The organism is Agaribacter marinus (genome assembly GCF_030160655.1).
GTDB classification, from domain to species: domain Bacteria; phylum Pseudomonadota; class Gammaproteobacteria; order Enterobacterales; family Alteromonadaceae; genus Glaciecola; species Glaciecola marina.
The window spans coordinates 697,238-712,735 of the sequence record NZ_BSOT01000006.1; the positions used below are offsets into that span (position 1 = coordinate 697,238).

The 15,498-nt window shown below is 41.0% G+C and carries 13 protein-coding genes; 7 read left to right on the forward strand and 6 right to left on the reverse strand.

Annotation, left to right across the window (positions count from 1 at the left end; translation table 11 throughout):
- The first annotated feature begins 72 nt into the window (after positions 1 to 72).
- Complete coding sequence (hflK, locus tag QQK00_RS13810; protein ID WP_284218165.1) at positions 73 to 1,224, forward strand: FtsH protease activity modulator HflK; 1,152 nt, start codon at positions 73 to 75, stop codon at positions 1,222 to 1,224.
- Positions 1,225 to 1,227: 3 nt separating this feature from the next.
- The gene (hflC, locus tag QQK00_RS13815) at positions 1,228 to 2,109 is read left to right on the forward strand and encodes a protease modulator HflC (RefSeq protein WP_284218166.1); all 882 of its coding nucleotides are present in this window, start codon (positions 1,228 to 1,230) and stop codon (positions 2,107 to 2,109) included.
- Positions 2,110 to 2,238: 129 nt separating this feature from the next.
- Here the strand turns inward: hflC and QQK00_RS13820 are convergent, their stop codons facing one another.
- The 4 genes from QQK00_RS13820 to QQK00_RS13835 form a co-directional block, all read right to left on the reverse strand.
- Entirely contained in the window at positions 2,239 to 4,404 is a 2,166-nt protein-coding gene (locus QQK00_RS13820; protein WP_284218167.1) for an EAL domain-containing protein, read from the reverse strand.
- Between the two features lie 2 nt (positions 4,405 to 4,406).
- Positions 4,407 to 4,901, reverse strand: coding sequence for a Rab family GTPase (locus QQK00_RS13825; protein WP_284218168.1), 495 nt, complete (start codon positions 4,899 to 4,901; stop codon positions 4,407 to 4,409).
- Positions 4,902 to 5,016: 115 nt separating this feature from the next.
- The gene (locus QQK00_RS13830) at positions 5,017 to 6,756 is read right to left on the reverse strand and encodes an OmpA family protein (protein WP_284218169.1); all 1,740 of its coding nucleotides are present in this window, start codon (positions 6,754 to 6,756) and stop codon (positions 5,017 to 5,019) included.
- Positions 6,757 to 6,768: 12 nt separating this feature from the next.
- On the reverse strand, positions 6,769 to 7,293 hold the full coding sequence (locus QQK00_RS13835) for a hypothetical protein (protein ID WP_284218170.1): 525 nt from the start codon (positions 7,291 to 7,293) through the stop codon (positions 6,769 to 6,771).
- Positions 7,294 to 7,444: 151 nt separating this feature from the next.
- Here QQK00_RS13835 and QQK00_RS13840 point away from each other — a divergent pair, with 151 nt between their 5' ends.
- The 3 genes from QQK00_RS13840 to QQK00_RS13850 all read left to right on the forward strand — a co-directional run bounded on the left by QQK00_RS13840 (position 7,445) and on the right by QQK00_RS13850 (position 10,777).
- A complete protein-coding gene (locus tag QQK00_RS13840; RefSeq protein ID WP_284218171.1) occupies positions 7,445 to 9,046 on the forward strand; it encodes an AbgT family transporter in 1,602 nt (533 codons plus the stop codon).
- 82 nt (positions 9,047 to 9,128) lie between these two features.
- Positions 9,129 to 10,223: a ferrochelatase gene (gene hemH / locus QQK00_RS13845; protein ID WP_284218172.1), complete on the forward strand. Its 1,095-nt coding sequence runs from the start codon at positions 9,129 to 9,131 to the stop codon at positions 10,221 to 10,223.
- Positions 10,220 to 10,777, forward strand: a complete 558-nt coding sequence (locus QQK00_RS13850) for a DUF4112 domain-containing protein (RefSeq protein ID WP_348521157.1) — start codon at positions 10,220 to 10,222, stop codon at positions 10,775 to 10,777. Before hemH ends, QQK00_RS13850 begins: the two co-directional genes overlap by 4 nt.
- A gap of 22 nt (positions 10,778 to 10,799) precedes the next feature.
- On the opposite strand, the gene QQK00_RS13855 is transcribed toward QQK00_RS13850, so the two are convergent.
- Positions 10,800 to 11,162 carry a DUF2237 family protein gene (locus QQK00_RS13855; RefSeq protein WP_284218173.1) on the reverse strand — a complete coding sequence of 121 codons (363 nt, stop codon included), beginning with the start codon at positions 11,160 to 11,162 and terminating at the stop codon, positions 10,800 to 10,802.
- A gap of 48 nt (positions 11,163 to 11,210) precedes the next feature.
- On the opposite strand from QQK00_RS13855, the gene ubiG reads away from it, so the two are divergent.
- Together ubiG and QQK00_RS13865 are read left to right on the forward strand one after the other, a co-directional pair.
- Positions 11,211 to 12,002 carry a bifunctional 2-polyprenyl-6-hydroxyphenol methylase/3-demethylubiquinol 3-O-methyltransferase UbiG gene (gene ubiG / locus QQK00_RS13860; protein ID WP_284218175.1) on the forward strand — a complete coding sequence of 264 codons (792 nt, stop codon included), beginning with the start codon at positions 11,211 to 11,213 and terminating at the stop codon, positions 12,000 to 12,002.
- A gap of 20 nt (positions 12,003 to 12,022) precedes the next feature.
- Complete coding sequence (locus QQK00_RS13865; protein ID WP_284218176.1) at positions 12,023 to 13,036, forward strand: zinc-binding alcohol dehydrogenase family protein; 1,014 nt, start codon at positions 12,023 to 12,025, stop codon at positions 13,034 to 13,036.
- 48 nt (positions 13,037 to 13,084) lie between these two features.
- On the opposite strand, the gene QQK00_RS13870 is transcribed toward QQK00_RS13865, so the two are convergent.
- Entirely contained in the window at positions 13,085 to 15,403 is a 2,319-nt protein-coding gene (locus tag QQK00_RS13870; protein WP_284218177.1) for an agarase, read from the reverse strand.
- Positions 15,404 to 15,498: the final 95 nt, after the last annotated feature.

Sequence of the window (15,498 nt, forward strand, 5' to 3'; positions counted from 1 at the left end):
GTCGATGGGTAAAACTATTCGCGATTTGTTCTAGTATAATAATTAGTTAGAGTAATTTTGGAGTGTGTACTTATGGCTTGGAATGAGCCTGGCGGTAATAACAACAATAACGACCCATGGAAAAACAAGGGTGGTAAAGATCAAGGTCCACCAGATTTAGACGATGTTTTGAAAAATATTTTCGGAAAATTCGGCAAAGGTGGAAAAGGCGGAAGTGATGGTTCATCCAATGGCTTAACTGGAAAAGGTCTTGGCTTTGCTGCAATCGTTGCGCTTGTTATTTATGGTTTAAGTGGTTTTTATACGATAAAAGAAGCAGAGCGCGGCGTATTACTGAGGTTTGGCGAGTATAATGGTTTAGCTGATCCGGGTTTACAGTGGAAGTTCACGTTTATTGACCAAGTATTACCCGTCAATATGCAAGAAATCAATTCTTTACCTTCTAGAGGCGCGATGTTGACAGAAGATGAGAATATGGTTGGTGTGGAAATGGAAGTTCAGTATCGTGTTATCAATGCTCAACAGTGGGTTTTTGCGGTAGTAGATCCTGAAAAAAGTCTCAGTCAGGCTTTTGATAGTGCAATTCGTTATGTGATTGGCCATTCTAAAATGGACGATATCTTAACGGGTGGAAGAGAAGTAATTCGAGCCAGAGTGCTAGAAGAGCTTCAAGGCATTGTTGACCCATATGCTATGGGTGTGTCGATTATTGATTTGAACTTCACAAATGCTCGTCCACCTGAAGAAGTACGCGCTGCATTTGATGACGCAATTGCTGCTCAGGAAGACCAAGAGCGTTTTATTCGTGAAGCTGAAGCATACTCAAAGGCTCGAGAGCCAGAAGCCCGTGGTGTGGTCAACAGAATGAACGAAGAAGCACAAGCATATAAAGAACGTGTCATTTTAGAAGCGCAAGGTGAAGTTGCACGTTTTGAAGCATTATTGCCACAATATGCCGCTGCACCTGAGGTTACTCGTCAGCGTATATACCTAGAAACGATGGAACAAGTATTTAGCAATACCAGTAAAGTGATGGTGGATACTGAAGGTGGCGGTAATATGATGTATTTGCCTTTGGATAAAATTATTCAGCAACAAGGACAAGCGGCGACTAACCCTGTGCGCTTAGATCCTAATCAGTTTCAGGGATTAACTAATGGTTTGGGCACGAATACTCGTCAAGACTCCTCGCGTAGCAACTCTTCAAGACAAGGGAGAAACTAGACAATGAAACCATTATTAGGCATTGCCGTTGCGTTGTTATTAGTGCTTGGCTATAACTCATTATTTGTCGTCGCAGAGGGCACGCGAGCAATCGTTATTACCTTTGGTAAAGTAAAAATGGATAACTCGGAAGTCCCAGTTGTTTATGACCCTGGTCTGCATACTAAGATTCCATTTTTTGCGCGAGTTCAACGTTTAGATGCACGTATTCAAACGCTTGATGAACGTGCTGATCGGTTTGTTACCAGTGAAAAAGAGGATTTGATTGTAGATTCGTACGTCAAATGGCGGATCACGGATTTTTCTCGTTACTATCTTTCTACTGGTGGTAATATTTTACAAGCTGAAACCTTGTTAAAACAAAAGGTTACCAATGGACTTCGTTCAGAATTTGGTACTCGTACCATTCAGCAAATAGTTTCTGGTGAGCGCAGTGAATTAATGGATGACGCATTAACTCAAGCTGCTGACAGTTCAGACGAACTCGGTGTTGAGATAATTGATGTACGAGTAAAACAAATTAATTTGCCGGTTGAAATCAGTAATTCAATATTCGATCGTATGCGTGCTGAACGGGCTGCGGCAGCAAGAGAATATCGTTCTAAAGGTCAAGAACAGGGCGAAATTATCCGTGCTAACATTGATGCAAAAGTGACGATTATGCTTGCCGATGCCGAGCGTAATGCACGTCAACTTCGTGGTGAAGGGGACGCACTCGCTGCCGAGATTTACGCGAATACTTACAACAAAAGCCCTGAGTTTTATAGCTTCTTGAGAAGCATGGACGCTTATCGTCAAAGCTTCAACAGTAAAGCTGATATATTGGTTATTGAGCCTGATAGTGACTTCTTTAAGTACATGAATCAAAGTTCTGGAAACCGCTAACGGCCTAACACGTTTGCTTAAAAATTGTCTAAGTAATAAGTCAAATCTATCAAAACCAATCCATACGGATTGGTTTTGTTGTTTTCACGTTTGTCTCTGTTACGATGAGGCTTAGGTACTACGTGCCTTTTAATGCTTACCTTGGTGTTGATTGTTATTTTGTATGTTTGCAATAAAATCAGTGACAGGCATAGGGCGACCATACATAAACCCTTGCGCGATATGGCATTTGTGGTCAATTAAATACTGTTGCTGAGCTTGTGTTTCAACTCCTTCAGCAATGACAGATAAATTTAAGCTATGCGCCATGGCAATAATGGCATTTACTATCGCTCTATCATCTTCGTTATCATCAATATCTTCAATAAACGAACGGTCTATTTTTAAGGTATCAATGGGAAGATGTTTTAAGTAAGACAATGAACAATAGCCGGTACCAAAGTCGTCAACTGATATATGAATACCCGTATCCTTAATTTCTTCTAGAAATAACTTCACTTTATTGTAGTTGTTGATTAACACGCCTTCTGTTACTTCAAGCTCTAGCAGATCTGGGTCAATATGGTGCTCTTCGATTTGATGTCGAAAGAAATTGATTAAATGTAAGTCATATATTTGTTTAGGCGAAAAATTTACGGTTATAGGTAGTTTAACGCCCTGCTCTGATAGGCGTACTTGAATGTCACAGACAGTGGCAAAGACCCAGCGGCCAATGGTATTTATAAGGTCGCTGCGTTCTGCTATTGGAATAAATTCGACAGGCGAAATTGTTTCACCATTTAGATGCCACCGCAGCAAGGCTTCTGCTTTGATTACCTCTTTGGACTCAATGTCAAAAATTGGCTGCAAGAATACTTCCAGCTGATTCTGCTCTATCGCGTTTTTTAAGGCATTTTCAAGAAAAAGGCGCCGTTGGGAAGCTTGTTTCAATTTTTCGCTGTATACCACGATATCCTTGGACATCGATTTTTTAGCACTTGCTAAGGCTAAATCGGCGCAACTTATTAATTCTTCAGCATTGATTGCGTTTAATGGGAAATGTGAAACGCCAATTTTGACCGGCAATACACATTTTCGGTCGCTTTTGGTGAATAAGGCCTGTTTACTCATCGACACTATTTCATCAGAAAGTCGCAAAATACTTTGCTCATATTCGTTTTCGTTACTTCCTTTTGGTCTTCGACGTAAAATCATGAACTCATCTGCACCAACACGCGTCATAAAATCGCCATTTGTTAATATCGCGGACGTACGTTTTACCATTTGATTAAGCAGCTCATCACCATCAAGATAGCCATATAATTCGTTAACGCTTCGAAAGTTCACGATATCTATGCTTAATAAGGTAACAGCTTGCCGTTTCTTTATTTGTTTTTGTAGTTCTTGCCAAAAGTATTGTCTGTTTGGTAAACCAGTGAGTGGATCATGCAATGCTAAATCTTCATTGGTTTGCAATAAATATTTTATGCGAGTGATATCACTAATCGTAAAAATCCAATAACTCACTTTACCGACGTCATTAAATACGGGGTTTATGTTCAATTTTAGCCATTTTTGTGGTGTAGGTGGCGCATGCCAATACAGCTCACCAGACCAAGGGTTGGGGTGATTGAATATTTCGCTTGTATTGTGATGTTGCCGTTTTATCAATGACTCAATGATTACCAATATATTTTTTTCTGATTTGCTTTTCGAGCAATCAAAAATATCTCTAGCGGCTGGATTAATTTCAAGCGATTCAACGTTTTCGTTAGTAATGATAACGCCAATATCCGCATGTTTTATGGCTTGATGAAGAGGCAGCCCCAAACCTGACTGAGCAGTTTCTATCAATATGGAGCGAATTCTCTCGCTCAAATAATCGTGACGTTCAACGATTTCGTCATTCGAGATGAGCAATTCACGTGCAATTTGCAATGTTTCTTTTTGCTGACTGTAATACTCTGCAACATTGTTAATGACGAGTATCTGTTGTCTATCAATAATGGCGGCGATTGCTTCTAGATATAATTCGCCACCATCGGTAATTTCAGTCCATATTCCGCTTTTTATTTGGTTGTCATTGCAGCTTTTTTTAGCCTTGGAGTTTTCCCAAAAATCTACAGCATCAATCATAAAATCATCTAAGAAAATTGATTTATCTTCCAAGGTGTATGTATCGACGGTTATTTCGTATTCAAATAGAGGCTTTAGCCAATCATGATTGCCTTCCAACAAAGTGAAACGTTGGTCTTCTTGTCGCTGGAAAACAGCGCAGTTAATGAGTCCTAGTGTTTGGATTAACGATGCGTGCATGATTACTCCATAGTGACGATTTGGCTCATGGCCTCGAACATGGCATTTACTTGACTACCTGTCTTTGCACTCGTTCTAAATGTTTTTTTGAAACAAGCGGTATGCTTACTGACAGTATCTTCACACCAATTGATAGAAGGGGCTAAATCACTCTTATTAATGGCGAGAATCGAAGGGGCATCAGTATGCTCGCTGGCTAAATCGTGTAGCTCCATGACTTCGGGGATTGAGGCAAAACGGCTGGTATCTGCCACAAATATTATGCCTGAGCAACCTCGTAAGTATCTAGGGTTAAATCCCGTGTATCGGTCCACACCTTCAAGATCCCATAACAGCAGTTGAACCGGTGTATAGCCGCCACTGACTATCTTCTTATCTACTTTGACGCCGATTGAGGTTAAATATTTTTCTGAAAATATTCCCTCAACAAATTGCTTGATTAAGCTTGTTTTACCCACGCCGCTGGGGCCTAGGATGCATATTTTTTTTTGCAACATATATTATTTACACACGTTCATACTGGTAGAGTCAGCATGGATTGATTTATCAGATTTTTAATCCTTACTATGCACTTTTCGGCACAATAAACCTATTGAGTCGGTCGACATTTCGCTAATACATTATTGCGAAAATCGCTTTTCTAGCATTTGAGTTTAGTCCATTTGTTTCAACTTGTCCTATCGCTACCGTCTGTAAAAATGACGCGTTTACTCCGTGCTGTACGAGTCTATTTTTAACATTCTCCGCCCGCTCAATGCTGAGCATCTGATTTCTATCTTGTGTGCCTTGGGTATCACTAGTACCCAATACCAATAATAGCGCCTTTTTGTTCAATTGTTCAGCAACAATTTGAATTTTATTGAATTTTTCACTAATGATTTTGATTTTTTCAGCTTCAAATTGAGGTATGTCACTTTGGTTTACCGCGAATTCAATACGGATATTTGAAATTTCACCTATTAATTTACCTAACAAGTGCTGTATTGCATTGGTATCTATCGAGTTAGTCGATGCAATATTTTGTATGTGAGATATGTCACCGAGCAATTTATCACTGTCTACTCCAGGAATGTTTCTTAGCATTGATTCAAGTAAAATTACATCGCCTGTGTGGAGTTGGCTTTCCATCCCATGTTGAATGGATAATCGTCCTTTGGCATACATGATCTGCGGGAATTGGCGAAGCACATCATTTATCTTTTGAGTTACAACATCATTGCTTAGAGAAATGACGGAAATCTCGTTAACCTTTACACGGTTTTTATCAATCGACTGATTGCCCATCCAGTCCTCGATGGATATTGCGGAAGGATCTCGCATGACTGTTACTTCGACATTACGAATGTCTGATATCTCCGCATGTGTCAGAGTAATGCCGTTTTGGCCAGTAAGCCCATTTTCAAAAGTAGTTACGATATTTGATGCTTGCCAATATAAAAAAGATAGCCACCCAAGGAACAACCCCGCGGCGCCAAGCAATATAATTGCAAGCCAGGTGTTTTTTTGTTGAGAACTCTTTTGTTCCTCGAGTAGGCATGCTTGAAGTGTACTTTCGACTACGCTAAATGTGCTTGTGTCACCATTAAATTTATGGAGTTCATCAACGTACATCTTGTGAATATATTCTAGGCTCGTTTGCAATTGATGTTTTGCTGAAGGAGAAATTGTGCCTGTTACTGAGGCGACTAGGAGAGCAGACGGCCCTTGTTTTAAATATAAGGAAAACTCCTTAGTTTTTATCTCCGCTAATTCCTGCTCACTTCCTCCGCTATGCGTCGAGAAAGAATCAGCGACAAAATCGTTTATTGCCGTTAGCATTGAAGATATTAGTTCTGAGTTTTCATTATCGACGCTATTGGCGGATGCCGAATGCAACAAGATGCCTGTTTCTTTATGAATAAGTAACACTTGATGGATTTTATATATGTGGGTCTGTGCGATCACATATTTTGCGTAGGACATGCCTGAGCGCCATGCTTGATAACGCCATTTAAGTCCACGAAAAGACAAAGAGCTTTCGATTATATCGTTCGTTTTTTCGATGAATTCTCGTAAGCTAGCGGCTACGTATTTCCTGACTAAATCCCCGACTAACGGAAATATATAATCAATTAATTCTTTTCGTTGCTGTTTGAAGGATTTTTGAATGGAGTGCTCGACGACTGGCAACAGGACCTGTGATACGCTGTTGTCTTGCTTTTCCCTATCGTTAATAGCCTCTGAAACGACGTCTTTTACCATCTGCCGCGCGTTACGCTGCATTTCAGCTTGTTGCTTGGTAAGTGGTTCTTGAAGTAATACCTTGCGAAGTTTCTCTAAATCTTCTTTCGCTCGGGTTTGAATATCAGACATTTTTTACGGTAACTATTCGTCTGCGTCAAGGTTAGTTGCAACATTCGCCAGCAGTTGCGCGAGTGTTTTTCGGTCCGTTTTAGAGCTAGTTAAATCCTTAGACACCGCGTCTAGTTTTGTCATCAATCGCTCAACTGCATCGGCTAAATCTGCTTGCAATGCATTTACTTCGTTGTCCATTCTTGCATGCAAATTTTTTGCTTCATCTCGGCCAGCATTCTCTGCCATTTCAATTTGGCTGTTAAGACGCTCTGTAATTTCAATGAGTTTTTGTTGATTTGTGTCTTGCGTGTTGTCAGTGTCGTTTAACTTGCTAAGTAGTATCTGTTGATTTTCAGCAATATTTTTTTGCATGTCAGAAAACTGCAAAGATATCTGGGTTTGTATTTGTTGCATTTCGTCACTGAGTCGCTGATTTAACGCATCGATCTTTTCATCGAGTTCTTGTTTAGCTGCACCAAATACAATCATCCTTAATTGTTCTAAGTCGCCTAAGGCATCATTTGACGCCTTTGCTGAGGTTACCTTTGTCGTCATAATACAATCCTTGAATTCGAAACGCCGCGTTAAAACGCAAGTTGATTCTCACAATGTATACAATTCGTACTGCTTACTCAATTATTTATGAAAAGATATTCAAATTTCGTTAGTATAAATTCAATAATAACAAGAGCTAGGAAACTTAGGTTTGTCTAAAGACTCGGTATCAAACACAGAAAAAAATGCACAGATAGAGAATTCAGGATGGTTCTCAAAATTCCTATCCACCGTCGAATGGTTGGGGAATTTGCTTCCTCACCCAATAACACTCTTTGCGTCGTTAGCCCTATTCATTGTTGTCCTAAGTGGTATTTTAGGGTATTTCGATGTGTCTGTCCTTGATCCGCGACCAGAAGGTGCAAAAGGCAGATCCGCAGACGGTATTATTGAGGTTGTATCCTTACTCAACGCTGAAGGTTTACAACGAATTGTTACAGGCCTAGTGACAAATTTTACGGGGTTTGCGCCTTTAGGTACTGTCTTAGTCGCATTGCTGGGAGTGTCTGTTGCTGAGCATTCTGGTCTATTGAGCACGATGATGCGCGCAATGGTAATGAATGCCTCTAAAACAGGTGTGACTGTGGTGATTGTGTTCGCGGGTGTTATCTCTAATACCGCGTCTGAATTGGGGTATGTCGTGCTGGTTCCGCTTGCAGCAATGATCTTTCATTCGCTGGGAAGGCATCCTTTAGCTGGTCTAGCCGCTGCATTTGCAGGCGTGTCTGCTGGATATAGTGCTAATTTATTTATTGGTACTGTGGATCCGTTGCTTTCTGGGATTACGCAGGACGCTGCTCGCATGTTGGATTCCGAGTATGTCGTTGGCCCTGAAATGAATTGGTATTTTATGGCAATTAGTACGTTTGCCGTGGCAATTATGGGCGCCGTCGTCACGGCAAAGGTTGTCGAGCCAAGACTTGGCACATATGACCCTGCTGAAGCGTCAATTGACCTTGGCAAACAAACGATGGTGTTTCCGTCTAAACAAGAGATTAAAGCGATGAAATGGGCTGGTGTGTCGTTCGTTGTCGTATGCGCGATTCTTGCTTTAACCATCGTGCCTGAAAACGGTATATTGAGAAACCCCGATACCGGAAAAGTGACCGGTAGCCCATTTTTAAAAGGCATCGTCGCGTTTATTTTCATCACGTTTGCGATTCCTGGCTTTGTGTATGGTCGAGTAGCCGGCACCATGAAAAACGATCGGGATGTTATAGACGCCATGGCGAAAAGCATGAGCTCCATGGGGTTATATATTACGCTCGTATTTTTCGCAGCACAGTTTGTTGCGTTCTTTAAATGGACGAATCTTGGTACTGTGCTTGCTGTAAAAGGAGCCGCATTTTTACAAGCTACCGGCTTGGATGGCCCTGAAGTATTTATGCTATTTATTATTATGTGCGGAATCGTCAACTTATCGCTTGGCAGTGCATCGGCGCAGTGGGCGGTCACGGCTCCTATTTTTGTCCCGATGTTGATGTTAATCGGTTATGCACCTGAAACCATTCAAGCAGCCTATCGAATTGGTGATTCAGTGACGAATGTGATTTCTCCTATGATGAGTTATTTTGGATTAATTTTGGCAATCGCCGCGAGGTATAAAAAAGATATTGGGATGGGCACCTTAATAGCGACGATGCTGCCTTACAGTATGGTATTTATTGTTGGTTGGACTATTCTGTTCTACTTATGGGTATTCTTGTTTGGTATGCCAGTTGGTCCGGGAGCAGAAACGTATTATGTTGCTTAAGCCAAAACATTTTTGTCGGTGCTTATGGTCTTGTGAGCACCGTTGATTCGTATCTACATAAAAATATAATGACTGGACAAAGATGAAGTATCGTTCACAAGAAAGTTTTACCCACGAACAAGCTGACAAAATAGGCGTATTAGTCACCAATTTAGGTACGCCAGATGCCCCTACGAAGCAGGCGTTACGTCCGTATTTAAAACAGTTTCTGTCTGATCCTCGTGTGGTTGAAGTGCCCAAGCTGATTTGGTGGTTTGTATTGAACGGTGTTATTTTGAATATTCGCCCAAAACGCTCGGCGCATGCTTACAGTACTGTTTGGACAGAAGAGGGTTCACCACTACTGACACACACCAAAGCGCAAGCAAAGGGCATTACTGAACGTATTCATGCAGCCTATGGTAATAAAGTACTTGTCGAGTATGCGATGCGTTACGGACAGCCGTCTATCGAAAGTGCAATCGATCGCTTACTGAATCAGGGCGTACGAAAGCTGTTCGTCCTGCCATTGTATCCACAATATTGCGCATCTACTTCTGGTTCTACGTTCGATGCAGTTGCGAACGATTTTACGCAACGCCGTTGGTTACCAGAGCTACGTTTTTTGAATCAGTATCATGACTACGACGACTATATTGCATGTGTCGCTGAAAAAATTGAAAGGCACTGGCAAACTAATGGAAAAGCCGACAGGTTGATATTTTCTTATCATGGCATTCCAAAACGTTACTTAATGAATGGAGACCCTTATCACTGTCAATGTTATAAAACTACTCGCTTAGTGGCAGAAAAGTTGGGCATATCTGAAGACGAATACATGACATGTTTTCAATCTCGTTTTGGTAGAGAAGAATGGTTAACACCTTATACTGACGAAACTCTAAAGCAGTTGCCCGAAGAGGGCGTAAAGAGTGTGCAAATGGTTTGTCCTGGATTTTCTTCAGATTGTTTAGAAACTATTGAAGAAATTGGTGTCGAAAATAGAGATTACTTTATGGCATCAGGCGGTGAGCGTTACGAGTATATTGCCGCCTTAAATAGTGATACTAGTCATTTGGATATGTTGACCACACTTATCAAACAAAACATAGATGACTGGTGTTCTGCGGATGATGGGCTTGGACACCAAAATACACGTAGAGAATCGCTTGCCAAGCAATTAGGGGCGAAAAAGTGAGTGACAAACAAGGCATTGACGAAAAGCATGTCAATGACAATGCTGAAACGCTAGCAGATAGTAAAATTGAAAACGGCTTATCAAGTGGGCGAACTAGCTCTTCAACGCTGAGCACAACGTCATCAGACGCTTTTCCTGACGAAAGTTTTAGAGCGCCCGATGAGTTGCTAAACGCACAGGCGCTTGCAAATCTCTTAGATACAGCGGTCAGAATACCTTTTGTAGGCATTAAAGTCGGCCTCGATTTTTTAATTGGCTTAATTCCCGGAGTCGGCGATACCTTAATGTTATTGGCTTCGTTAAGGATTGTTTACTTAGGGAAAAAGATGAATCTACCAAAACCTTTGATGCATAAAATGATCCGTAATGCGGTGATAGATTATGGTTTAGGTTTTATTCCAATCGTGGGCGACATTATCGATTTATTCTTCAAGGCTAACCAAAGAAATGTGCGTATCATGGAGCAATATTGGGTCGCTGAAAACAAAGATATTATCGACGCGATTGCAAAACGCAAATATGAAGAGTGGGAAAGAAACAACAAGCCCGAATAAAGCAAATGCTATTTGCCTTGATTCACGCAATATAGCGATATGTTTCTAGGTCACTGAGAGATACTATTTCTAAGGATTTGCTGTTAGTGGCGTCCAAAATAACAAATGGAGCTGCACCAACTGATAATGCTTGTTTCCAACGTATTGCGCAAAGACACCAGCGATCGCCAGCGTTTAGTCCATTAAACCCATACATCGGGTTAGGAGATATCAAGTCATTGCCAACTGATTTTGAATGGGCTAAAAACTCATCTGTCATAATGGCACAGATGCTATGGTTGCCGGTGTCACCAGTAGGTACGTAACAAAAGCCTTCTCGAGTGAATCCAGTATTTCCGCAACATAGTTGCAAAGGTTTGCCGTAAACATTCGTTTCGTTAGCCATAGGGTATTCAATAAACTCGTAACAAAAAAAGAAATCATAAGGTGTACGATGTTAGACAAAAATGAGATTAAAAAGTCTGATCAAAGTGGTAAATTAAAAGACACAACAGTATCAGCTGAGGAAATTGCTCGCTTCGACAAGATGGCGGAGCATTGGTGGGATCCAAACGGCGAATATAAAATGGCGCTGGCCTTTAATGAAGCCAGAGTAGGCTACTTCATCGATAACATTGCACAACATTTTGGTAGGCGCTCAGACGTGCAAGATTGCTTAGCTGATTTACGTATTCTTGATTTGGGATGCGGCGGTGGACTGGTGAGTGAAGCCCTCGCTAAACGTGGCGCGACGGTCATTGGTATTGATGCAAGTGAAGTGAGTGTTCAAGTCGCCAAAAGACACGCAATAAAGTCGGGGCTTGAAATCGATTATCGAAATGTCCTTGCGCGAGAATTGATCGCAGCAAATGAATTATTTGACGTGGTCATAAATGCTGAGGTTATCGAGCATGTATCAGACCAAAAAGGCCTTGTTAAAGACTGCGCAAAATTGACTAAGCCGAATGGCATCGTCGTGCTTGCTACTTTGAATCGTACGATTCAGTCTTTTTTCTTTGGGATTGTCGGTGCCGAATATATCATGCGATATTTGCCAGCTGGTACGCATAGCTGGGGGCTTTTTGTTACGCCGTTGGAGTTAAATAGCTGGGCTTCTCTAAGTCGACTTCAGTTAATCGAAGAAAAAGGAATGAATTACAATCCTTTCAAAAAGGCGTGGAAAATTAACAATAGCCTTAAAGTCAATTACGTACAGATTTATAAAAAATTGACGAAGTCAATTTAACAGTCATATCGGAGCAGCGTATGAAAGCCATTGGATATATAGAGTCTCTTGCAATTGAAGAACATAATGCTTTAATGGATATCGAGTCACCCAAACCCACGGCAAGTGGAAGAGATTTATTGGTTAAAATTGCTGCCATCGCGGTAAACCCGGTAGATTGCAAAGTGCGAATGAGAGCTCAACCTGAAAATGGACAACATAAAATACTTGGTTGGGATGCAGTGGGTGAAGTTGTGGCAGTTGGCGAGGACGTTAGTTTATTTTCAGTGGGTGAGCAGGTATTTTACGCGGGTGATTTAACTCGACAAGGCACTAACGCTGAATATCACTTAGTGGACGAACGTATTGTCGGCAAGAAACCTGTTACGATTTCAAATGCTGAAGCGGCAGCGATTCCCTTAACTGCAATCACGGCTTGGGAATTATTATTTGATCGTTTAGCGCTACAACAAAACAAAGAGACAACAAAAGACATATTGTTAGTAACTGGCGCTGCAGGAGGGGTTGGCTCCATACTTGTGCAGCTAGCAAAAACCTTAATAGCGGCTACTGTTATTGGCACAGCATCAAGAGACGAATCAAAAGTATGGCTAGAAAAGTTGGGTGTTGATCATGTGATTGACCATACAAAACCGTTGAAGTCTCAATTGGGTGCGCTTGGTATTGATGCCGTTACACATGTTGCAAGTTTAAATGCCACAGATAGCTATTTTGAACAGTTTGTCGACATATTGGCGCCGTTCGGTAAGTTAGGATTAATTGACGATCCAGATACCATCCCTATCAATAGCCTAAAATCGAAAAGTATTTCTTTGCATTGGGAATTCATGTACACACATTCTATGTTTAAGACGGATAGCATGATTCAGCAGCATCATCTGTTAAATCAAGTGTCAGCCTTAATAGACCAAGGTAAAATACGTACTACCCTTGGCCAACATTTGGGCCTTATTAACGCGAAAAACCTACGTAAAGCTCACCAAATGTTGGAGTCTGGCTGTGCTATTGGTAAGCTAGTACTCGAAGGGTTTTGAGATTTTTCACCTTATATTAACTACGCGCTTGAAAACAGGTCATTCATGCTACTTCTTTTCTTCAGTAAAGCGGCGTAGATACATATTTGAATGCACTTCTTTTGCAGCGTTTACCATGTACGGAAATGGGATATCCGTCATTGTGACAAAACCTACGTTATAGTTCTCGCCATCATGCGCTCTCCCAGTTAAGGGGGAGTCTATGTATTGAAACCAATGTGCGCCGACGATATATGGGTTATCAATTGCTGAGTTTAAATAGTGTTTAAACATATCTGCACGCACTTTTTGGTTGGCGGCAAGAATTTTTCCAGGGTTGGGGTGACCTACATCACTGGCTCCGATGTGATATTCGCCAATGATAACTGGCGCATCTAAGTTTTTTAGAAACCCAAAGGTCATATTATCGATGCCTTCGCCATAATAATTAAAACTGACGACATCGGCATATTTCTTTGCCGCGTAATGGGCCTCGGGTGCAGTTCCCCAAGTAGTAAATCGATTTCCCATATACATGTGGTTTGGCATAAACTCTTTTACAGCATTGTTTACAACTTCAAAATACTTTTCCGCATAAGTTGTTAATAACCACGAGACATCAGCTAAGAGGGCCTCACTAAATGTTTCGTCGTTTTTATAGTCAACACCTTCGCTTAGTTGTTGCCATGATGACAAGTTTTTATTCCATTTGGCGTTTAGCAAATTGATGTCTTGATATTTGTCTTTTAACATTTCTACAAATACTGCTTTTGTCGGACTATCTTGGCTGCTTCGTGATAATGCGTCCAATACGATGCCATAGCGACGAACATAAGGTGCAGGGCCTCCCCAACTCATTTCGTTATCAATGAAAATGCCCACGCACCAAGGACTGCTTTGGATTTCATCCGATATGACTTGCGCTGTTATTTTAGCTCTTCGAGTAAATTCGGGATCGAATACATCTGGCATTTCACCCCATATATCAAAGCCGGAACTAAGTGTTTTAAACTCTCCAATAATCCATCCATTTGCGAAGTAAGGCATTTTTTTATTGTTATAGAACATTGGATCTGTCCAATTCCCAAATGATGTAAAACCCCAGTTATTCATGCGTTTCAGCGTAACGTCATGCCAATCATTTAAGTACGAATCTGGCGAGGATTCACCGTAACGACGTTCTAGGTTTGCTTGATAAAAACTGAAAACTTCACCATGTGGCATGGGGCCCAAATGAGCCTTGCGGCGGTAGCCGTAATGATTTGCTAATGGATGGTTATATTCGGGCAACCATTCAAACATTTCTCGTCGTTGTTGATTTGCTATGAAACTTGTTTTTTGAGCTTCTCTATAGTTCCCACTAATGCCTTGAGAGTCTTCTGGTGTGACGTCATTTGGATCGATATATCGCACAGAGTCGTCCTTGTAATCAATACCAGTGAATGTCGAGGTATTTGACATACGCGCGTTAGCAATGCCACTTGAGAAGTATAAATAGCCTTCAGGGTCAATAAGGCTCCATGTGTTCTCTACTTTTTCAACGCGGAAGTAACCTGTTGCATCAAGGCGAGGCCCATTTTTCCAACCACCAAATTTACTGCGATTCGACCAACCTTCGAAAGCATTTAATTGTGCTAACTCTTTGTCAGCATAAGCTTTAAGCTCTTCCTCAGAGCTTACTTTTAAATCAAACGCCATATCGGCTCGTTGGCCAAACTTATCCATAACGTTTGCTAGGTAGGCTTTGTTGGCAGGTGGCGTTGTCTCAATGCGCAAGTTATCAATTATGACTTCTGTACGGCGAATTTGTTTCTCGGTATAAATTTTAATTGCGTGAATTTCATTGAAGTCAAGGGTTAACTTACTACCTCGAATAGGCATTTTTCTAGAGGTAGTGTCAAATGTTGGAGGTGTATCATAAAGACCACGATTAACATTCAACTCGAAACCCTTGAGTTCAAAATACAATCCGGTTACTTCATTTTTATCAATACCGATAGTACGGCGTTGAGATTGACCGTTTGCATTCGTAATCGCGACGGTAAGCATTACGGGCTCGTCACTGGGATTTTTCACATCGAACATAAATGCGTTGTCGCCCAGATTCTCGGTATTCCAAGGCTTTTCGGGTTTTATCGTGATGCCTGAATTAGTGTGCTCAGTTGAAAACTGAATATGTAGACTTTTGTTTCCCAAGGTAGATTTAACTACTGAAATGTTGGCATTGAGCACATCGATATCGTTTAAAATACTTAGCTCTTCAAAGTCACTGATGAGGACATTGATGTTATCTACTGGCTTGCTTTCTTGGCTGCAAGAAAACAAGAAAAATACTGCGGTAAACAAAATTGTAGATAGGTCTATTCGCTTTTTTGAACATTGAATCATAAGCTTAATACTCCAAAAATATTTCTTTGTATATGTGTTGAAGATGCTTAAATGACACAAAAGAATCAATAATTTTTATTACTTAAATTTTCATA